At 66.4% G+C, this 20,036-nt stretch carries 18 protein-coding genes; 13 read left to right on the forward strand and 5 right to left on the reverse strand.

Annotated features, from left to right (window positions below; all coding sequences use genetic code 11):
• Positions 1 to 18: 18 nt before the first annotated feature.
• The gene (gene dut, locus ACTDI4_RS04510; RefSeq protein WP_442840016.1) at positions 19 to 504 is read right to left on the reverse strand and encodes a dUTP diphosphatase; all 486 of its coding nucleotides are present in this window, start codon (positions 502 to 504) and stop codon (positions 19 to 21) included.
• A gap of 142 nt (positions 505 to 646) precedes the next feature.
• Here dut and ACTDI4_RS04515 point away from each other — a divergent pair, with 142 nt between their 5' ends.
• Positions 647 to 2,236, forward strand: coding sequence for a peptide chain release factor 3 (locus tag ACTDI4_RS04515; protein WP_442840017.1), 1,590 nt, complete (start codon positions 647 to 649; stop codon positions 2,234 to 2,236).
• Positions 2,237 to 2,288: 52 nt separating this feature from the next.
• Here the strand turns inward: ACTDI4_RS04515 and acs are convergent, their stop codons facing one another.
• The gene (acs, locus tag ACTDI4_RS04520) at positions 2,289 to 4,244 is read right to left on the reverse strand and encodes an acetate--CoA ligase (RefSeq protein ID WP_442840018.1); all 1,956 of its coding nucleotides are present in this window, start codon (positions 4,242 to 4,244) and stop codon (positions 2,289 to 2,291) included.
• Positions 4,245 to 4,511: 267 nt separating this feature from the next.
• Here acs and ACTDI4_RS04525 point away from each other — a divergent pair, with 267 nt between their 5' ends.
• Entirely contained in the window at positions 4,512 to 4,784 is a 273-nt protein-coding gene (locus ACTDI4_RS04525; protein ID WP_442840019.1) for an usg protein, read from the forward strand.
• Positions 4,785 to 4,914: 130 nt separating this feature from the next.
• A complete protein-coding gene (locus ACTDI4_RS04530) occupies positions 4,915 to 6,021 on the forward strand; it encodes a branched-chain amino acid ABC transporter substrate-binding protein (RefSeq protein ID WP_442840020.1) in 1,107 nt (368 codons plus the stop codon).
• An 81-nt stretch (positions 6,022 to 6,102) separates the two neighbouring features.
• On the opposite strand, the gene ACTDI4_RS04535 is transcribed toward ACTDI4_RS04530, so the two are convergent.
• Entirely contained in the window at positions 6,103 to 6,765 is a 663-nt protein-coding gene (locus tag ACTDI4_RS04535; RefSeq protein ID WP_442840021.1) for a YggS family pyridoxal phosphate-dependent enzyme, read from the reverse strand.
• 154 nt (positions 6,766 to 6,919) lie between these two features.
• Here ACTDI4_RS04535 and leuS point away from each other — a divergent pair, with 154 nt between their 5' ends.
• A complete protein-coding gene (gene leuS, locus ACTDI4_RS04540) occupies positions 6,920 to 9,547 on the forward strand; it encodes a leucine--tRNA ligase (protein WP_442840022.1) in 2,628 nt (875 codons plus the stop codon).
• Positions 9,534 to 10,100, forward strand: coding sequence for an LPS assembly lipoprotein LptE (lptE, locus tag ACTDI4_RS04545; protein WP_442840023.1), 567 nt, complete (start codon positions 9,534 to 9,536; stop codon positions 10,098 to 10,100). The genes leuS and lptE overlap by 14 nt, the downstream gene beginning before the upstream one ends.
• Before the next feature lie 61 nt (positions 10,101 to 10,161).
• Here the strand turns inward: lptE and fsa are convergent, their stop codons facing one another.
• Positions 10,162 to 10,815 carry a fructose-6-phosphate aldolase gene (gene fsa, locus ACTDI4_RS04550; RefSeq protein ID WP_442840024.1) on the reverse strand — a complete coding sequence of 218 codons (654 nt, stop codon included), beginning with the start codon at positions 10,813 to 10,815 and terminating at the stop codon, positions 10,162 to 10,164.
• A gap of 90 nt (positions 10,816 to 10,905) precedes the next feature.
• Between fsa and ACTDI4_RS04555 the strand changes: the two genes are divergently transcribed.
• The 8 genes from ACTDI4_RS04555 (at position 10,906) to ACTDI4_RS04590 (ending at position 19,029) form a co-directional block, all read left to right on the forward strand.
• Complete coding sequence (locus tag ACTDI4_RS04555; protein WP_442840025.1) at positions 10,906 to 13,089, forward strand: primosomal protein N'; 2,184 nt, start codon at positions 10,906 to 10,908, stop codon at positions 13,087 to 13,089.
• 90 nt (positions 13,090 to 13,179) lie between these two features.
• Positions 13,180 to 13,575 (forward strand): AGROH133_08824 family phage infection protein, encoded by a 396-nt coding sequence (locus ACTDI4_RS04560; RefSeq protein WP_442840026.1) that lies wholly within the window; start codon positions 13,180 to 13,182, stop codon positions 13,573 to 13,575.
• A 226-nt stretch (positions 13,576 to 13,801) separates the two neighbouring features.
• Positions 13,802 to 14,362: a F0F1 ATP synthase subunit delta gene (locus tag ACTDI4_RS04565; protein WP_442840027.1), complete on the forward strand. Its 561-nt coding sequence runs from the start codon at positions 13,802 to 13,804 to the stop codon at positions 14,360 to 14,362.
• Positions 14,362 to 15,891: a F0F1 ATP synthase subunit alpha gene (atpA, locus tag ACTDI4_RS04570; RefSeq protein ID WP_442840028.1), complete on the forward strand. Its 1,530-nt coding sequence runs from the start codon at positions 14,362 to 14,364 to the stop codon at positions 15,889 to 15,891. Before ACTDI4_RS04565 ends, atpA begins: the two co-directional genes overlap by 1 nt.
• A 30-nt stretch (positions 15,892 to 15,921) precedes the next feature.
• Complete coding sequence (locus ACTDI4_RS04575; RefSeq protein ID WP_442840029.1) at positions 15,922 to 16,800, forward strand: F0F1 ATP synthase subunit gamma; 879 nt, start codon at positions 15,922 to 15,924, stop codon at positions 16,798 to 16,800.
• Between the two features lie 70 nt (positions 16,801 to 16,870).
• Positions 16,871 to 18,418, forward strand: a complete 1,548-nt coding sequence (gene atpD, locus ACTDI4_RS04580) for a F0F1 ATP synthase subunit beta (protein WP_442840030.1) — start codon at positions 16,871 to 16,873, stop codon at positions 18,416 to 18,418.
• A 3-nt stretch (positions 18,419 to 18,421) separates the two neighbouring features.
• The gene (locus ACTDI4_RS04585; protein WP_442840031.1) at positions 18,422 to 18,616 is read left to right on the forward strand and encodes a glutathione S-transferase; all 195 of its coding nucleotides are present in this window, start codon (positions 18,422 to 18,424) and stop codon (positions 18,614 to 18,616) included.
• A gap of 5 nt (positions 18,617 to 18,621) precedes the next feature.
• The gene (locus ACTDI4_RS04590; protein WP_442840032.1) at positions 18,622 to 19,029 is read left to right on the forward strand and encodes a F0F1 ATP synthase subunit epsilon; all 408 of its coding nucleotides are present in this window, start codon (positions 18,622 to 18,624) and stop codon (positions 19,027 to 19,029) included.
• A gap of 326 nt (positions 19,030 to 19,355) precedes the next feature.
• On the opposite strand, the gene ACTDI4_RS04595 is transcribed toward ACTDI4_RS04590, so the two are convergent.
• Positions 19,356 to 19,970: a LysE family translocator gene (locus tag ACTDI4_RS04595; RefSeq protein WP_442840033.1), complete on the reverse strand. Its 615-nt coding sequence runs from the start codon at positions 19,968 to 19,970 to the stop codon at positions 19,356 to 19,358.
• Between the last annotated feature and the right edge of the window lie 66 nt (positions 19,971 to 20,036).

A 20,036-nucleotide genomic window follows, 5' to 3' on the forward strand; every position in this document is an offset into this window, starting at 1 on the left:
GCCGTGCCGCAGCCCGGTTCAGGCCGTTCCCGTCGAGCCGAAGCCGCCGGCGCCGCGCGTCGTGCTGCCGGCCAGGTTGCGCTCCTCGATCCGCGCCTGCACGACGGGGGCGAAGACGATCTGGGCTATGCGCATGCCGCGCTCGACATAGAAGTCCTCGTCGCCGAGGTTGACCAGCAGCACCTTCACCTCGCCGCGATAGTCGCTGTCGATGGTGCCGGGCGAATTGAGGCAGGTCACCCCATGCTTGAAGGCAAGGCCCGAGCGCGGCCTGACCTGTCCCTCCAGCCCTTCCGGGATTTCCATGACCAGCCCGGTGGGCACCAGCGCGCGGCGGCCGGGCAGGATGAGCAGCGGCCGGTCTTCGGGCACGGCCGCGCGCAGGTCCATGCCGGCGGCGCCGGCGCTCTCATAGGCGGGTAGCGGCAGGTCCTGGCCATGCGGCAGGCGCACGAAGCCCACCGTGGGGCCGATGACGGAGGAGGGGGAAGCGGGCTTGGGCATGAGGCAATCCTATCGGCGGGTTTGGGCGCCGGGTCAATCGCGGGGCGCCGGTTTCAACCGGTTTCAGGATCGGCCGATGATGAGGTGACAGTGCGGCCCTGCGCTGTTAAAAGCCCGCCCAATCCGAAAAGGGCTCCAGCACATGGAAGAGACAATCGCCGACGCGGTGGCGCGCCGCCGCACCTTCGCGATCATCGCGCATCCGGACGCCGGCAAGACCACGCTGACGGAGAAGCTGCTTTTGTTCGGCGGCGCCATCCAGCTTGCCGGCGAGGTCAAGGCCAAGAAGGACAAGATCCAGACCCGCTCGGACTGGATGAAGATCGAGCGCGAGCGCGGCATCTCGGTCGTGACCTCGGTCATGACCTTCGAATATGGCGACCATGTCTTCAACCTGCTCGACACGCCGGGCCACGAGGATTTCGCCGACGACACCTACAGAACCCTGTCCGCCGTCGACAGCGCCGTCATGGTGATCGATGCCGCCAGGGGCATCGAGCCGCGCACGCTGAAGCTGTTCGAGGTCTGCCGCATGCGCGACATCCCCATCGTGACCTTCGTCAACAAGATGGACCGGGACGCGCGCGACATCTTCGAGATCCTGGACGAGATCGAGCAGAAGCTGGCGCTGGACACCGCGCCCATCACCTGGCCGATCGGCCAGGGCAAGACCTTCGCCGGCACCTACCACCTGGCCGAAAACGCAGTGCGTCGCGGCGACGACGAAAAGGAGCGCACGCCGGTGCACGGGCCGGACTCCAACTGGGCTGCCGGTCTTCTGCCCGAAAACGACCGCCCCGCCTTCATCGAGGAACTGGAACTGGCGCGCGAGGCCTGCCGCCCGTTCGATCTGGAGGCCTTCCGCCAGGGCCACCTCACCCCGGTCTATTTCGGCTCGGCGCTGCGGAATTTCGGGGTGCGCGACCTGATCGAGGCGCTGGGCGCCTACGGGCCACCGCCGCGGGCGCAGGAGGCCGACGCGCGCAAGGTGGAGGCGACGGAGGACAAGATGACCTCCTTCGTCTTCAAGATCCAGGCCAACATGGACCCCAACCACCGCGACCGCATCGCCTTCGTGCGCGTCTGCTCCGGCACGCTGCAGCGCGGCATGAAGGCCAAGCTGGTGCGCACCGGCAAGCCGATCAGCCTTTCGGCGCCGCAATTCTTCTTCGCCCGCTCGCGCATCACCGCCGACGAGGCCTATGCCGGCGACGTGGTGGGCATTCCCAACCACGGCACGCTGCGCATCGGCGACACGCTGACAGAAGGCGAGGACATCCTGTTTCGCGGCGTGCCCAACTTCGCGCCGGAAATCCTGCGCCGCGTGCGCCTGGGCGACGCCATGAAGGCCAAGAAGCTCAAGGACGCGCTGCAGCAGATGGCCGAGGAGGGCGTGGTGCAGCTCTTCCAGCCCGAGGACGGCTCTCCGGCCATCGTCGGCGTGGTGGGCGCGCTGCAGATCGACGTGCTGAAGGAGCGGCTTGCCGTCGAATATTCGCTTCCCGTCGATTTCGAGATGTCGCGCTTCTCGGTCTGCCGCTGGATCGACGCCGACGACCAGGCCGACCTGCAGCGCTTCATCGAGAGCCATCGTGGCGACATCGCCCGCGATCTGGACGACGACGCGGTGTTTCTGGCCCAGCACGAGTTTTCGCTGAACTACGAGGCGGAGCGCTGGAAGGCGATCCGCTTCGCCGCGGTCAAGGACTATCAGGTCCGGGACGCGGCCTGAGCAGCCTGCCGGGCTCCGGGATCTCTGTCCCGGAGCCGCGCGGGCGTCGTGCCTATGCCCTACGGTTCTGGCGGTTGGCGATCAGGTCGTCGACCACAGAGGGATCGGCCAGCGTGGACGTGTCGCCGAGCGAGCCGAAATCGTCCTCGGCGATCTTGCGCAGGATGCGGCGCATGATCTTGGCGGAGCGCGTCTTGGGCAGGGCCGGCGCGAACTGGATCTTGTCGGGCGCGGCGATCGGCCCGATCTCCTTGCGCACGTGCTGGATCAGTTCCTTGCGCAGTTCGTCGCTCGACGCCTCGCCCTCGACGAGGGTGACGTAGCAGTAGATCCCCTGGCCCTTGATGTCGTGCGGATAGCCGACCACGGCCGCTTCCGACACCTTGTCGTGCGCCACCAGCGCCGATTCCACCTCAGCCGTGCCCATGCGGTGGCCCGACACGTTGATGACGTCGTCGACGCGGCCGGTGATCCAGTAGTAGCCGTCCTCGTCGCGGCGGCAGCCGTCGCCGGTGAAATACCTGCCCTTGTAGGTGGAGAAGTATGTCTCGACGAAACGCTTGTGGTCGCCGAACACGGTGCGCATGATGCCCGGCCACGGCTCCTTGATGCACAGATTGCCGGCGCCTTCGCCCTCGACGGTGTTGCCGTCATTATCGACGATCTCGGGCACGACGCCGAACAGCGGCCGTGTCGCCGAGCCGGCCTTGAGGTCGGTGGCGCCCGGAAGCGGCGCGATCAGGATGCCGCCGTTCTCGGTCTGCCACCAGGTGTCGACCACCGGGCAGCGCTGCTCGCCGACGACGTTGAAGTACCACTCCCATGCTTCCGGGTTGATCGGCTCGCCGACCGAGCCGAGAATGCGCAGGCTCTTCCGGGACGACTTCGTCACCCATTCGTCGCCCGCGCCGCGCAGCGCGCGGATGGCGGTCGGCGCCGTGTAGAAGATGTTGACCTTGTATTTGTCGACGATCTCCCAGAAGCGCGACGGGGTGGGGTAGTTCGGTACGCCCTCGAACATCAGCGTGGTGGCGCCGTTGGCGAGCGGCCCGTAGAGAATGTAGGAGTGGCCCGTCACCCAGCCGACATCGGCCGTGCACCAGTAGATGTCGCCGTCATGATAGTCGAAGACGTACTGGTGGGTCATCGATACGTAGACGAGATAGCCGCCGGTGGTATGCAGCACGCCCTTCGGCTTGCCGGTGGAGCCCGAGGTGTAGAGGATGAACAACGGGTCCTCCGCCTTCATCGATTCCGGCTTGCAGTCGGCCTCCACCGCGGCCGCCTCTTCATGCAGCCAGACGTCGCGGCCTTCCACCCAGTCGACCTTGCCGCCGGTGCGGCGCACCACCACCACCTTGTCGACTTTGGTCCCGGCCTTGGCCGCGATGTCGATCGCCTTGTCGGTATTGTCCTTCAGCGGGATGTGCCGTCCGGCCCGCAGGCCCTCGTCTGCGGTGATGACGAAGTGGGACTTGCAGTCCTCGATGCGGCCGGCCAGCGCCTCCGGCGAGAAGCCGCCGAACACCACCGAATGGACGGCGCCGATGCGCGTGCAGGCAAACATCGCATAGGCCGCCTCCAGGATCATCGGCATGTAGATGGTGACCCGGTCGCCTTTCCCGACGCCATGTTTCTTCAGCACATTGGCGAAGCGGCAGACCTGCTCGTGCAACCCCTTGTAGGTGACCTTCTTTGCCTCGTCGGGGTTGTCGCCTTCCCAGATGATCGCCGTCTGGTCGCCGCGCTTTTCCAGGTGCCGGTCGATGCAATTATAGGAAACGTTGGTCTCGCCGTCCTCGAACCACTTGATCGACACGTCGCCGTCGAAGGAAGCGTTCTTCACCTTCGTGTAAGGTTTGAACCAGTCGATGCGCTTGCCGTGCTTGCCCCAGAATTCGTCCGGGTTCTCGACCGAGTCGGCATACCACTTCAGGTAGGTCTCGTTGTCGATCAGTGCATTCTTCTTCCACGCCGCCTGCACGCGGTGGACATGAACATCGGACATTTCTTGCATTCCTCCCAAACTGGCGCGCCTGAGCGGCGACAGAAACTGCCGCGGCGGCGCCGCGAACCCGCGGCCATTATTAACAGTTCGCCGCCTGCGGCAATATTAGACGTTGGATTGCGCGGCGTGATGACGCACGGCCGGCCCGGCAATTCGCCGTTGCTTCCGCCGCAACCCGGCGGCGCATCGCGCGTTTCAATGATGAATTAACCATGGGAGCGCACCATCTGCCCGGGAGGACAGGCACGGACGCTAGCGAGGGCAGCCATGCACGATCATCGCGAAACGCAGCTCATGCTGGAGGGCTACGGGCTCACCACCGCCCGCATCCTCTACCATTTCCCGGACCATCCCGGCCTGCTCCAGACCTATATCTGGCAGGACTACGACATCGCCCCGAAATTTCCGGTGCTGCTGGGCTTCATCGAGTTCTGGAAGGCCAGGCTCGAAGGCCCGCTGCATTCGGTCTGCTTCACCCACAACCGGCTGATCGCGCCGAACGAGTGGCGCAAGGTGGACGGAGAACTGCTGCTTCACTGAATTCTCCCTCCGGCGCGGCAGTCCGGCCGGGTGGGCTGGCATGTGCCCGCTGATTGCCAATGCAGCCTCGAACGGCTATGGCCAAGCTTTCCGCCGGCCAGAAGGGCCGGCCGCTTGAGGAGAAATGGCCATGAAGACGAAACTGCTTGCCGGTGTCGCGGTCGCAGCAACCCTTGCATTCGCACCCGCCGCCTGGGCCGACATCACCATCGGCCTCGTCGCTCCGCTGACCGGCCCTGTCGCGGCCTATGGCGATCAGGTCAAGAACGGCGCGGAAGCCGCGGTGGACACCATCAACAAGAATGGCGGCATCCTGGGCGAGAAGGTCGTGCTCAAGCTCGCCGACGACGCGGGCGATCCCAAGCAGGGCGTTTCCGCGGCCAACAACCTGGTCGGCGACGGCATCCACTACGCGGTGGGCCCGGTCACCTCGGGCGTCGCCATGGCGGTCTCCGACGTCTTCGCCGAGAACGGCGTGCTGATGGTCACGCCCACGGCCACTTCGCCGGACCTCACCAACCGCGGCCTCGCCAATGTGCTGCGCACCTGCGGCCGCGACGACCAGCAGGCCGAGGTCGCCGCCAACTACGTGCTCGGGCACCTGAAGGACAAGAAGGTCGCCATCATCCACGACAAGGGCACCTACGGCAAAGGTCTGGCCGACGCGTTCAAGGCCGTGCTGAACAAGGGCGGCGTCACCGAAGTCATGTATGAAGGCATCACCCCCGGCGAGAAGGACTATTCCGCCGTCGTCGGCCGCCTGAAGAAGGACGGCGCCGAGGTGATCTATTTCGGCGGCTATCACCCTGAGGGCGGCCTGCTCGCCCGCCAGCTCGCGGATGGCGGCGTGAAGGCGCAGATCATCGGCGGCGAGGGCCTGTCCAACACCGAATACTGGGCCATCGGCAACCAGGCGGCGGCGGGCACGCTGTTCACCAACGCTTCCGACGCGCTGAAGAACCCGGATTCGGCCGAGGCCGTGGCCGTGCTGAAGGAAAAGGGTATTCCGCCGGAGGCCTTCACGCTCAACGCCTATGCCGCCGTGCAGGTGCTGAAGGCCGGCATCGAGAAGGCCGGCAAGGCCGACGACACCGCCGCCGTCGCCGCCGCGCTGAAGGACGGCCAGCCGATCGAGACCGCCATCGGCAAGCTGACCTATGCCGAGAACGGCGATCTCTCCTCGCCGAGCTTCTCCCTGTTCAAGTGGGAAGACGGCAAGATCGTCTCCGCCGACTGAGGTCGGGCCGTTCATGGTCTTCGAAGAGGCCGGGGCAATGCTCCGGCCTTTTTGCATGGGCGGGCGACGTTGCCCGCGGCCTCAGCGGCTGCCGAAGATCGCCGAGCCGACGCGCACGCTGGTGGCGCCGAAGGCGACCGCCGTCTCGTAGTCGCCCGACATGCCCATGGACAGCTTCTCCACGCCGGCCTGCCGCGCCAGCTTCTCCAGCAGCGCGAAATGCGGGCCGGGGTTCTCGTCCGCCGGCGGAATGCACATCAGCCCTTCCACGGCCAGGCCGTGCACCTGGCGGCAGCGCTCCACGAATTCCACCGCCTGCCTGGGCTCGATGCCGGCCTTCTGCGGCTCGGAACCGGTGTTGACCTGCACGTAGAGTTTCGGTGCGCGGCCCTGCCTGGCGATCTCCCTGGCCAGTTCGGCGGCGATCTTCTCGCGGTCGACCGTCTCGATGACGTCGAACAGCGCCACGGCCTCCCGGGCCTTGTTGGACTGAAGCGGGCCGATGAGGTGCAGCTCTATGTCGGCAAACTCCTGCCGCAGCGCCGGCCATTTTGCCTGCGCTTCCTGCACCCGGTTCTCGCCGAAGACGCGTTGGCCGGCGTCGAGCACCGGGCGGATGGCGTCGGCGTCGAAGGTCTTGGACACGGCCACCAGCGTCACCGAGCCTTCCGGGCGCTTCGCCTCGCGCGCTGCGGCGGCGATGCCGGCCCTGACCGTTGCAAGTTGCGCGACCGCGTCATTCATGTCTCGTCACGTCCTGTACCAGAGGTTTTTGCCGGGCGTTCCGGCCCATATGGTTGACGGGTCTCCCAAAGCGTGGTGAAGACCCGGACCATGTTCCAGAACCGCCGGCAGCCGCCGACGGTGTTCCGCACGCTTTGTAAGTGAAAAACCGGCCATGGCAACCGAACGATACAATCCCCGCGCTTCAGAGCCGAAATGGCAGAAGGCCTGGGAGGTCGACAAGCTCTTCGAGGCGAAGAACGACGATCCGCGGCCGAAATACTATGTGCTGGAGATGTTCCCCTATCCGTCGGGACGCATCCATATGGGCCATGTGCGCAACTACACGATGGGCGACGTCGTGGCCCGTTACAAGCGCGCCAGGGGCTTCAACGTGCTGCACCCCATGGGCTGGGACGCCTTCGGCCTGCCGGCCGAGAACGCGGCGCGCGACAACAAGGTCAACCCGCGCGACTGGACCTATGCCAATATCGAGACGATGAAGGGCCAGTTGAAGACGATGGGCCTGTCGCTCGACTGGTCGCGTGAACTGGCCACCTGCGATCCCTCCTACTATCGCCACCAGCAGAAGATGTTCCTCGACTTCTGGAAGGCCGGGCTGGTGGAGCGCAAGGCGGCCAAGGTCAATTGGGACCCGGTCGACATGACCGTGCTGGCCAACGAGCAGGTCATCGACGGCAAGGGCTGGCGCTCCGGCGCGCCGGTCGAGCAGCGCGACCTGACGCAATGGTTCCTCAAGATCACCTCCAGGTCGCAGGACCTGCTGGACGGACTGGACAAGCTGGATCGCTGGCCGGAAAAGGTCCGCACCATGCAGCAGAACTGGATCGGCCGCTCGGAAGGGCTTCTGCTGCGCTGGCGGCTGGCGGAAGACACCGCCCCGGCCGGCCAGACCGAGTTGGAGGTCTACACCACCCGCCCCGACACCATCTTCGGCGCCTCCTTCATGGCCGTGTCGGCCGACCATCCGCTGGCGAAGAAGGCCGCGGAAGGCAATCCGCAGATCGCCGCCTTCATCGACGAGGTGCACCATATGGGCACTTCGGTGGCGACGCTGGAAACGGCCGAGAAGAAGGGCTTCGACACCGGCATCCGCGTCGTCCATCCCTTCGATCCGGAGTGGACGCTGCCGGTCTATGTCGCCAATTTCGTGCTGATGGACTATGGCACCGGCGCCGTCTTCGGCTGCCCGGCGCACGACCAGCGCGACCTCGACTTCGCCAACAAATACGGCCTGCCGGTGACGCCGGTGGTGAAGCCTGAGGGCGTCGACGCCGCTGCTTTCCAGATCACCGAGGAAGCCTATGTGGACGACGGCGCGATGATCAATTCGCGCTTCCTGGACGGCATGAGCCCGCAGGCCGCCTTCGACGAAGTCGCGCGCCGCCTCGAAACCACCATGCTGGACGGCCGCCCGCAGGCCAGGCGCAAGGTGCAGTTCCGGCTGCGCGACTGGCTGATCTCGCGCCAGCGCTATTGGGGCTGCCCGATCCCGGTCATCCATTGCGATGCCTGCGGCGCCGTGCCGGTGCCGCAGGACCAGCTTCCGGTGGAACTGCCCACCGACGTCTCCTTCGACAAGCCGGGCAATCCGCTCGACCACCATCCGACCTGGAAGCATGTCGCCTGTCCGAAATGCGGCGGCGCGGCGCGGCGCGATACCGACACGATGGACACATTCGTGGATTCGTCCTGGTATTTCGCCCGTTTCACCGACCCGCACGACGAGGCGGAGCCGACCGACCTTGCCTATGTCGACGGCCGGAACGGCTGGCTGCCGGTCAACCAGTATATTGGCGGCATCGAGCACGCGATCCTGCACCTGCTCTATTCGCGCTTCTTCACGCGCGCCATGAAGGCGACCGGCCATGTCAACGCGGTCGAGGAGCCGTTCGAGGGCCTGTTCACCCAAGGCATGGTGGTGCACGAGACCTACAAGGGCCCGCAGGGCTGGGTGACGCCCGCCGAGATCAGGATCGAGGAGGTCGACGGCCAGCGCAAGGCAAGCCTGCTTTCCGACGGCACGCCGGTCGCGATCGGCTCCATCGAGAAGATGTCGAAGTCGAAGAAGAACGTGGTCGATCCCGACGACATCATCGCCAGCTACGGCGCCGACACGGCACGCTGGTTCATGCTGTCGGACTCGCCGCCCGAGCGCGACGTGATCTGGACCGAGGCCGGCGTGGAAGGCGCGCACCGCTTCGTGCAGCGCGTCTGGCGCCTGGTGTCCGACGCGGTGCCGGTGCTGAAGGACGTGGCGCCGCAGGCCGGCGCCGAAGGCGAGGCGCTGGCGGTTTCGCGCGCCGTGCACAAGATCGTCAAGGCCGTGGGCGAGGACCTGGAACGGCTGCATTTCAACCGGGCGGTGGCGCGTCTCTACGAGCTCACCAACCTGTTGTCCCCGCAGGTGGCCGCGGTGGCGGAAGGCCGCGCCGAGCGTGGGCCGGCGGTGCGGCAGGGGCTCGAGTTCCTGATCGCCATGGCCGCGCCGATGATGCCGCACCTGGCGGAGGAATGCTGGCATGCGCTGGGCGCCGCGGACCTGGTGGCCGAGCGGCCGTGGCCCGAATTCGACCCTGCTCTGGTGGTGGACAACGAGTTCACCTATCCGGTGCAGATCAACGGCAAGAAGCGCGGGGATTTGACAATTTCGCGCGACGCAGATCAAGCTGCGGTCGAAAAGGCGGCACTGGCGCTGGACGCTATTCAGAAAGCGTTGGAGGGCAGGGCGCCGCGCAAGGTCATCGTCGTGCCGCAGAGGATCGTCAATGTCGTTGCCTGAGAAAGCCGGGCCGGGTGCGGCTCGCGTCCTGCGCCTGGCCATGCTTTCCGGCTTCGCGGCCGTGCTCCTCGCCGGCTGCCAGGTGCGGCCGCTCTATTCCAACGCGCCGCTCTCTTCCGCCTCGCAGTCCGGGGCGCAGGCCGAACTTGCCTCCATCGCGGTCAAGCCGGTCTCCACGCGCTATGCCCAGCAGGTCCGCAACAACCTCATCTTCGCGCTGAACGGCGGCGCTCAGCGCACCGACGCGCCGGCCTATTCGCTGGATCTTGGCGTAAGCGAGCTTGTCGAATCCTCCGCCGTCGTGCAGGTGGCGACCGATCAGGACCAGCCCACCGCCGGCACGGTGACGCTGACGGCGAACTACACGCTGACCGACGCCAAGACGGGCGAGAAGATCGCCAGCGGCAAGCGCTCGATCGCCTCGGCCTTCGACAGGCCTTCGCAGGAATTCGCCACCTACCGCGCCCAGATCGATGCGGAGAACCGCGCCGCGCGCGAACTGGCGGAATTGCTGCGCCTGGCGCTGGCGCAGGATCTGGCCAGGAAGCGCTGAGCCCCTTGGCCGATTTCCCCGCCGGCAGCCGCTGGTTCGGCCGCCGGCCGGGGCGAAAAGGTCAGCCGATCTTCTGGCCGGTCTTGGCCCAGTCGGCCAGGAACATCTCCAGCCCCTTGTCGGTCAGCGGATGCTTGACCAGTGCCTTGAGCGTCGCCGGCGGAATGGTCGCGATGTCGGCGCCGATCAGCGCGGCGCGCTTGACATGGTCGGTGCTGCGGATCGAGGCGGCCAGGATCTCGGTTTCGAAGCCGTAATTGTCGTAGATGTGGCGGATCTCGGCGATGACGTCCATGCCGTCGAAGCCCATGTCGTCGAGGCGGCCGATGAAGGGCGAGATGAAGGAGGCGCCGGCCTTGGCGGCAAGCAGCGCCTGGTTGGCCGAGAAGCAGAGCGTCACGTTGACCATGTGGCCATCGGCGCGCAGGGCGCGGCAGGCCTTCAGCCCATCCAGCGTCAGCGGCACCTTGATGGCGATGTTGTCGGCGATCTTGGCCAGGACCTCCGCTTCCTTCATCATCTGCGCATATTCGGTGGCCGTGACCTCGGCCGAGACCGGTCCGTCGACGATCTCGCAGATCTGCTTCGTCACCTCCATGATGTTGCCGCCGGACTTCAGGATGAGCGAGGGGTTGGTGGTCACGCCGTCGAGCAGGCCCATCTCGTTCAGCTCGCGGATTTCGTTCACATCGGCCGTATCGACGAAGAATTTCATGTCTGTCTCCTTGGGAGTGATGTCGTGCCTTCATCTAGGCGCGGATACCGTGCTTTGCTCTAGACCAAAGTCGGGGCAAGGTCACGCATCATGATGCGAGATTCGCCCTCCGCTCCGGCCGTGCCGGTGCTCGTGCCGATGCCGGCTGAACGTCCCTATACCTATGCGGTTCCTTCAGGAATGCGTGTGGTGCCGGGTTCCATCGTGCGCGTGCCGCTCGGTCCGCGCCAGGTCGCGGGAATCGTCTGGGACGGCGCGGTCGAGCGCATCGACGCCAAGCGCCTGCGCGCCATCGAAGAGGTGTTCGACTGCCCCCCGATCGACGAGCCGACGCGCCGTTTCGTCGACTGGGTGGCGCAGTACACCTTGTCCGCCCCCGGCATGGTGGCCAGGATGCTGCTGCGCGCGCCGGAAGCCTTCGACCCCGAGCCATGGATCGAGGGAATGCAGCGCACCGAGGCCGTGCCGGACCGGATGACGGCGGCGCGTGGGCGTGTGCTGGAAACCGCCGCCGACGGGCTGGCCTGGACACGCTCCGGCCTCGCGCATGCCGCCGGCGTGTCCTCCACCGTCATCGACGGGCTGAAGGCGCAGGGCGTGTTCGAGACGGTGATGATCCCGCCGCGCCCCGTGGTGGCCGCTCCCGATCCCGCCTATGCCTGCCCCGAACTGACGCCGGACCAGGAAGATGCGGCAAGGACGCTGCGCGAGGCTGCGGCGGAAGGAGCCTTCGGTGTCACGCTGCTCGACGGCGTCACCGGGTCGGGCAAGACGGAGGTCTATTTCGAGGCGGTGGCCGCGGCGCTGGAAAAGGGCAGGCAGGTGCTGATCCTGCTGCCCGAGATCGCGCTGACCCACGCCTTCCTGGAGCGCTTCCAGGACCGCTTCGGCGCCAAGCCGGCCGAATGGCATTCCGATCTCGCGCCGCGCATGCGCGAGCGGGTGTGGCGCCAGGTGGCGGAGGGGCGCGTGCGGGTGGTGGCCGGCGCGCGCTCGGCGCTGTTCCTGCCCTTCGGCGACCTCGGCCTGATCGTCGTGGACGAGGAGCACGACCCCGCTTACAAGCAGGAGGACCGCGTCTTCTACAACGCCCGCGACATGGCGGTGGTGCGCGCCCATATCGGCGGCTTCCCGGTGGTGCTGGCCTCGGCCACGCCCTCGGTGGAAAGCCGGGTGAACGCCGACCAGGGCCGCTACCGGCGCGCGGTGCTGAAAGGCCGCTTCGCCGATGCCGCCTTGCCCGACCTGAAGGCGGTCGACCTGCGCCGCGCCCCGCCCGCGCGCGGCGGTTTTCTGTCCCCCGTGCTGCTGGATGAGGTCAAGGCCACGCTGCAAAGGGGCGAGCAGTCGCTGCTGTTCCTCAACCGGCGCGGCTATGCCCCGCTGACGCTGTGCCGCGTCTGTGGCCACCGCTTCGGCTGCCCGGTCTGCTCGGCCTGGCTGGTGGAGCACCGCTTTCGCGGCCAGCTCGTCTGCCACCATTGCGGCCATGCCGAAAAGAGGCCGGAGGCCTGCCCCGAATGCGGCACGTTCGATCATCTCGCCGCCTGCGGGCCGGGGGTGGAGCGTATCGCCGAGGAGGCGGTGCAGCATTTTCCCGAGGCCCGCACCATCGTGCTCTCCTCCGATCTTCTGGGCGGCGTGAAGCGGTTGCGGCTGGAACTGGAGGCCATCGCCAAGGGCGAGGCCGACATCGTCATCGGCACGCAGCTCGTGGCCAAGGGGCACAATTTCCCGAACATGACGCTGGTGGGCGTGGTGGATGCCGATCTCGGCCTAGCCAATGGCGACCCGCGCGCGGCCGAACGCACGTTCCAGCTTCTCAGCCAGGTGACCGGCCGCGCCGGGCGAACGGGAAAGAAGAGCCATGGCCTGCTGCAGACCTGGCAGCCGGACCATCCGGTGATGCGGGCCATCGTCTCGGGCGATGCGGAGGCCTTCTACCGACGCGAGATCGCCGAGCGCGAGCGCGCCGGGCTGCCGCCCTTCGGTCGGCTGGCGGGTGTGATCGTCAGCGCCGACACGCGCGGCGAGGCCGAGACCCACGCGCGCGCGCTGCGCCGCGCGGCGCCGGAGGCGGCCGATATTTTCGTGCTGGGCCCGGCCGAGGCACCGCTTGCCCTGGTCGGCGGACGCCACCGTTTCCGCCTGCTGGTGCATGGCGAGCGCCGCGCCGACATGCAGGGCTTCGTGCGGCGCATGCTGGCCGAGGGGCCGAAGGCGCGCGGCTCCGTGCGCGTGCAGGTGGACATCGATCCGCAGAGCTTCCTGTGAGTCGTGCGCCGCAACGTGCTTTGGATATGGCGCTGGCGCAGCGACCCGCTACTATGGTTAACCAATGCCCGAGCGGTTCGGAGGGAGCAGATGGGGATTTCGTTTCCGTGGCCGGTCAGCCAGGGCGAATGGCTGGCATGGGCCAGCGCCGTGGCCACGCTGGTCTTCGGGCTGGCGCTCTTCTTCGCGCCGGGCGTGTGCTTCAAGCTGCTGCGCCTGCAGCCCAGGCCTGAAAAGCCGGCCGCCATCGCCGAGGGCCGCGGCCGCATGTCCGGCTTCTATCTCGGCGTCGGCCTGTGCTGCGTGCTTCTGGCCCAGCCGCTGCTCTATATGGCGCTCGGCTTTTCGTGGTTGTTCACAGCTTTCGGCCGCGTGCTGTCGATGATGTCGGACGGCGCCAACACGCCCTACAACTGGGCGTTCGTGGCGATCGAGCTGGTGTTGGCCGCCCTTCCGCTCGCTTTCGCCTTCGGTTTCGTGCCGTGACTGCGGCGTGATGTCCTGCCGCATGCGACAAAAGTGCCTGAAAACCATTTCGGCGGGTGCATTGCGGTCTTGGAAGGCCTGTGCTAGACGGCAATCGACTTTCGGCCGGGGGTAGCGGAAGCCGCTCCCTCGCGCTTGGAAAAATCGAACCAAGGTCAAAGATTTAGCCAGAGTTTTCGCTCGCGCCAACAATCTGCGGCCTGTCAGATGAGAGAAAAGACGGACCGTGGCCCAGTCCTCCTCGCCAATTTCCGGTGTCGCAGAACGCTACGCGCACTCACTGTTCGAGCTTGCGCTCGAATCCAAGTCGGTCGCCAAGGTCGAGGCTGACCTTGGCCGCTTCGAGGCGCTGCTGGACGGCAGCGAGGACCTGCGGCGGCTGATCGAGAGCCCCGTTTTCGCCGCCGAGGACCAGGCGCGCGCCATCGCCGCCGTCGCCGACAAGGCCAAGATCACCGGGCTGGTCGGCAATTTCCTGCGCGTTGTGGCCGCCAACCGCCGCCTGTTCGCCGTGCCGGGCATGATCGCCGGCTTCCGCAAGATCGCCGCCGAGCATCGCGGCGAGGCTTTGGCGGAGGTTTCTTCCGCCCATGAGCTGACGGCTGCCCAGGTCAGCGAACTGAAGGCCGCGCTGAAGGGCGTTGCCGGCAAGGACGTTTCGGTCGCCGTCACCGTCGATCCCTCGCTGCTCGGCGGGCTGGTGGTCAGGATGGGCTCGCGCCAGATCGACACATCGCTCAAAACCAAACTCAATTCGCTCAAGCTTGCACTGAAAGAGGTCGGCTGATGGACATCCGCGCCGCGGAAATCTCCGCAATTCTCAAGGATCAGATCAAGAATTTCGGCAAGGAGGCCGAGGTCTCCGAAGTCGGTCAGGTGCTCTCCGTCGGTGACGGCATCGCCCGCGTCTACGGCCTCGACAACGTCCAGGCCGGCGAGATGGTCGAGTTCCCCGGCGGCATCCGCGGCATGGCGCTGAACCTCGAGACCGACAATGTCGGCGTCGTCATCTTCGGTAACGACCGCGACATCAAGGAAGGCGACACCGTCAAGCGCACCGGCGCCATCGTCAACGTGCCGGTCGGCCCCGGCCTGCTCGGCCGCGTGGTGGACGCTCTCGGCAACCCGATCGACGGCAAGGGCCCGATCAAGGCCGCCGAGCGCCGCCGGGTCGACGTGAAGGCCCCGGGCATCATTCCGCGCAAGTCGGTGCATGAGCCGATGTCCACCGGCCTCAAGGCCATCGACGCGCTCATCCCGGTGGGCCGCGGCCAGCGCGAGCTGGTCATCGGCGACCGCCAGACCGGCAAGACCGCGATCATCCTCGACACCATCCTCAACCAGAAGGCCATCCACGACAACGGCCCGGATTCCGAGAAGCTCTTCTGCGTCTACGTCGCCGTCGGCCAGAAGCGCTCGACCGTCGCGCAGTTCGTGAAGGTGCTGGAGGAGCGCGGTGCGCTCGAATATTCCATCATCGTCGCCGCCACCGCTTCCGATCCGGCTCCGATGCAGTTCCTGGCGCCGTTCGCCGGTTGCGCCATGGGCGAGTATTTCCGCGACAACGGCCAGCACGCGCTGATCGGCTATGACGACCTGTCCAAGCAGGCCGTGGCCTACCGCCAGATGTCGCTGCTGCTGCGCCGTCCTCCGGGGCGCGAGGCCTATCCGGGCGACGTGTTCTACCTGCATTCGCGCCTTCTGGAGCGCGCGGCCAAGCTCAACGACGACAACGGCAACGGTTCGCTGACGGCGCTGCCGGTCATCGAGACGCAGGCCAACGACGTGTCGGCCTACATTCCGACCAACGTCATTTCCATCACCGACGGCCAGATCTTCCTGGAGACCAACCTGTTCTTCCAGGGCATCCGCCCGGCCGTGAACGTCGGCCTGTCGGTGTCGCGCGTCGGTTCGTCCGCCCAGATCAAGGCGATGAAGCAGGTCGCCGGCTCCATCAAGGGCGAGCTTGCCCAGTACCGCGAGATGGCGGCGTTTGCGCAGTTCGGCTCCGACCTCGATGCCGCCACGCAGCGCCTTCTCAACCGCGGCGCGCGCCTGACCGAGCTTCTGAAGCAGCCGCAATTCTCGCCGCTGAAGACGGAAGAGCAGGTCTCGGTGATCTTCGCCGGTGTCAACGGCTATCTCGACAAGCTGGCCGTCAACGATGTCGGCCGCTTCGAGCAGGGCCTGCTGGCGCATATGCGCACGGCCGGCAAGGCGGTTCTGGACGCCATCCGCGACGAGAAAGCCCTGTCGGACGATCTGCGCGGCAAGCTCAAGGCCGAGATCGACGCCTACGCCAAGACCTTCGCTTGAACTGACTGAGGACGGGATCGGGTAGCAGGCATGGCTTCGCTAAAAGACCTTCGTAACCGGATCGCCTCGGTCAAGGCGACGCAGAAGATCACCAAGGCGATGCAGATGGTCGCCGCGGCGAAGCTGCGCCGCGCCCAGGAGGCGGCCGAGGCTGCAAGGCCCTATTCGGAGCGCATGGGTGCGGTCCTGGCCAATATCGCGCAGGCGGTCGGCGGGGGCGGCGACGCGCCGGCCCTGATGACCGGCACCGGCAGGGACGACGTGCATCTGCTTGTCGTCTGCACCGCCGAGCGCGGTCTGTGCGGCGGCTTCAACAGCCAGATTTCGCGTCTTGCCCGCGATCATGCCCGGCATCTCATCGCCGATGGCAAGACGGTCAAGATCATCTGCGTCGGCAAGAAGGGCTTCGACATCCTGCGGCGCGATTTCGCGGCCAACATCATCGAGCGCGTCGACCTGCGCGAGGTCAAGACGCTCGGCTTCGTCAACGCCGACGCGATCGCCAGGAAGGTCATCTCCCTCTTCAACGAGGGCGGCTTCGATGTCTGCACGCTGTTCTATTCGCAGTTCAAGTCGGTCATCAGCCAGGTGCCGACGGCGCAGCAGATCATCCCCGCCGGTCATGTCGAAAGCGGCGAGCCGGCGGACGGCGGCGCCGTCTACGAATACGAACCCGAGCCGGGCGAGATTTTGTCCGACCTGATCCCGCGCAACATCGCCGTGCAGATCTTCCGCGCGCTGCTGGAGAATGCGGCCGGCGAGATGGGCGCCAAGATGACGGCGATGGACAATGCCACGCGCAATGCCGGCGACATGATCAACAAGCTGTCGATCACCTACAACCGCCAGCGGCAGGCACAGATCACCAAGGAACTGATCGAGATCATTTCGGGCGCCGAGGCGCTCTAAGCATGGCCGGGAAGGCCTTGCGGCCTTCGATCGGAACCATGTGAACAAACGTACGGAAAAGGGTAAAGACATGGCGAAAGCAGCGACCCCGAAACCGGCAGCGGCGGCCAAGGCCGCGCCTGCCAAGAAGGCAGCGCCCGCGAAGGCCGCATCGGCCAGGACAGCGGCTGCGAAGACCGCTTCGGCGGCAAAGGCATCCGGGGCCGTCGGCAAGGTCCGCCAGGTCATCGGCGCCGTCGTCGACGTGCAGTTCGAGGAAGGTCACCTGCCGGCCATCCTGAACGCGCTGGAAACCGTCAATGTCGGCCACCGCCTGGTGTTCGAGGTTGCCCAGCACCTCGGTGAGAACACCGTGCGCTGCATCGCCATGGACTCCACCGAGGGTCTGGTGCGCGGCCAGGACGTGACCGACACCGGCGCGCCGATCTCGGTTCCTGTCGGCCCGGGCATGCTCGGCCGCATCATCAACGTCATCGGCGAGCCCGTGGACGAAGCCGGCCCGGTCAACGCCACCGAATACCGCGCCATCCACCAGCCGGCCCCGGAATATGTCGACCAGTTGACGGAAGCGCAGATCCTCGTCACCGGCATCAAGGTGCTCGACCTGCTCGCGCCCTATGCCCGTGGCGGCAAGATCGGCCTGTTCGGCGGCGCCGGCGTCGGCAAGACGGTGCTGATCCAGGAACTCATCAACAACGTTGCCAAGGCCCACGGCGGCTTCTCGGTGTTCGCCGGCGTCGGCGAGCGTACCCGTGAGGGCAACGACCTCTATCACGAGTTCATCGAGTCGGGCGTTAACAAGAAGGGCGGCGGCGAAGGTTCCAAGGCCGCGCTCGTCTACGGTCAGATGAACGAGCCGCCCGGCGCGCGCGCGCGCGTCGGCCTGACCGGCCTCACCGTTGCCGAATATTTCCGCGACCAGGGCCAGGACGTGCTGTTCTTCGTGGACAACATCTTCCGCTTCACCCAGGCGGGCTCGGAAGTGTCGGCTCTGCTCGGCCGCATCCCGTCGGCGGTGGGCTACCAGCCGACGCTGGCCACCGACATGGGCGCGCTGCAGGAACGCATCACCACCACCACCAAGGGTTCGATCACCTCGGTGCAGGCCATCTACGTGCCGGCCGACGACCTGACCGACCCGGCGCCGGCGACTTCCTTCGCCCACCTCGACGCCACCACGGTTCTCAACCGCGCCATCGCCGAGAAGGGCATCTATCCGGCCGTCGACCCGCTCGACTCCACCTCGCGCATGCTCGACCCGATGATCGTCGGCGAGGAGCACTACGAGGTGGCCCGCCAGGTGCAGTCCATCCTCCAGCGCTACAAGTCGCTGCAGGACATCATCGCCATCCTGGGCATGGACGAACTGTCGGAAGAGGACAAGATGACGGTGGCGCGCGCCCGCAAGATCGAGCGCTTCCTGTCGCAGCCGTTCTTCGTGGCCGAAGTGTTCACGGGCTCGCCCGGCAAGCTGGTCAACCTCGCGGACACCATCAAGGGTTTCAAGGGCCTCTGCAACGGCGACTACGACCACCTTCCCGAAGCTGCCTTCTACATGGTTGGCAACATCGAGGAAGCAGTCGAGAAGGCGCAGAAGCTCGCGGCGGAAGCTGCCTGATTCATGCCGGATCGCGACCTCCGGCTCGAGGATGCGGTCAACGAAACCTGCCCATGGTCGGGCAAGCCGGTCTCGGCTGATTCGTTGACCGTCTACAAAGGCCGGACGGTCGGTTTCTGCAATCCCGGCTGCCGGGACAAATTCGCAGCGGCGCTCTCGCATTTCGAGGCGTCGTTGCTCAAGGCACCAAAGGCATAGGCACCATGGCTGAATCCTTCCAATTCGAACTGGTCTCGCCGGAACGCCTGCTGGTTTCGACCCAGGTCGAATCCGTGGTCATTCCGGGCGCCGAAGGCGAGATGACGATCATGGCCAAGCATGCGCCGGTCATGACCACGATCAAGCCCGGCGTGGTGACCGTGAAGCCGGCTTCGGGCGAGGCCGAACGCTATGTCGTGTTCGGCGGCTTCGCCGACATCCTGCCCACGGGCTGCACGCTGCTGGCTGAATCGGCCGTTTCGGTCAAGGACATCGATCGCGCCGACATTGCCCGCCGCATCCAGGAAGCCAGGGAAGACCTGTCGGATGCCAAGGACGATGCGGCCCGCACTAAGGCCGAGCAGTTCCTGCACCAGCTCACCACGCTGGAAGGCGCTATCCTGCCCGCCTGAGCAGGCCGTGGCATCGGCGGCCGTCGAGGGGCCTCCGCGAAGCGTTGAAAAGCCGGGGTTTCCCGGCTTTTTTTGTGGCTCGGATATGCCGAGGTGGCCATGCGCCTTGGTCCGTCGTTTACGCATGACCGGTGGCAAAAAGGGCGGAGGACCCGCACCTTAGGCACGTGCGGGTCCCTGTTGCCTGAGCACCGCGCGGCGCCACTCGAAACATCGCCGCAGGCAGGATCATGCGGCGGGATGGTGAAGGAAGGCTTAATCCGGCTGGAAAGGCGGAACCGGCCGGGACGTCCAGGCGATGGCGCCGGGACGGACCGGAGCGTCGATCACGACCGTGCGGCGATGGCAGCCGCCGCACCTGCCATCGTGCAGGCGCCGATGCGGTTGGCCGCCCGCATGGCGCGCGGGCTCTTGAGCAGGCGCCGAGCCTGTGCTGCCGCCAGCACCCAGGAAAGGTCGATGGCGACGAGCACCACTGCCATGGTGAGCGTCAGTTCGAGCCAGCCGACGACCGAGACCGCATGCAGGTCTATGATGGTCGGCAGCAGCGCCAGATAAAACATCATGATCTTGGGATTGCCGAGCGTCACGGCCATGCCGGCGAAAAACAGCTTGAACGGGGAATCCTCGCTGGGCAGGTCGTTCGTCCCGGCCTCGACCGGCGCGCTCCACATTTTCCACGCCAGCCAGGCCAGATAGGCAACGCCGATCCATTTCACGGCGACGAAGGCGTAGTGGAAGGTCTGCGCCACCACCGCCAGGCCGAAGACGGCGAAGGAGAGCCAGATCGCCTCGCCGATCCACATGGCGGCAAGGAAGGGAAAGACGTCGCGAAAGCCCCTGGAGATGACCCGCGCGACGAGAGCCGCGATGGAGGGGCCGGGCGAGCCGGCGGCCACCAGCAGCGCGGCTGCGAAGATGAGGAGCGAGGTCAGGTGCATCGGCCAGGCCTTCGTTGAACGCCATTCCAACCAAATTAACAGGTTCTGACCCTAACCCGTGAAAGC

The organism is Mesorhizobium sp. PUT5 (assembly GCF_052216645.1).
Taxonomy (GTDB): domain Bacteria; phylum Pseudomonadota; class Alphaproteobacteria; order Rhizobiales; family Rhizobiaceae; genus Mesorhizobium.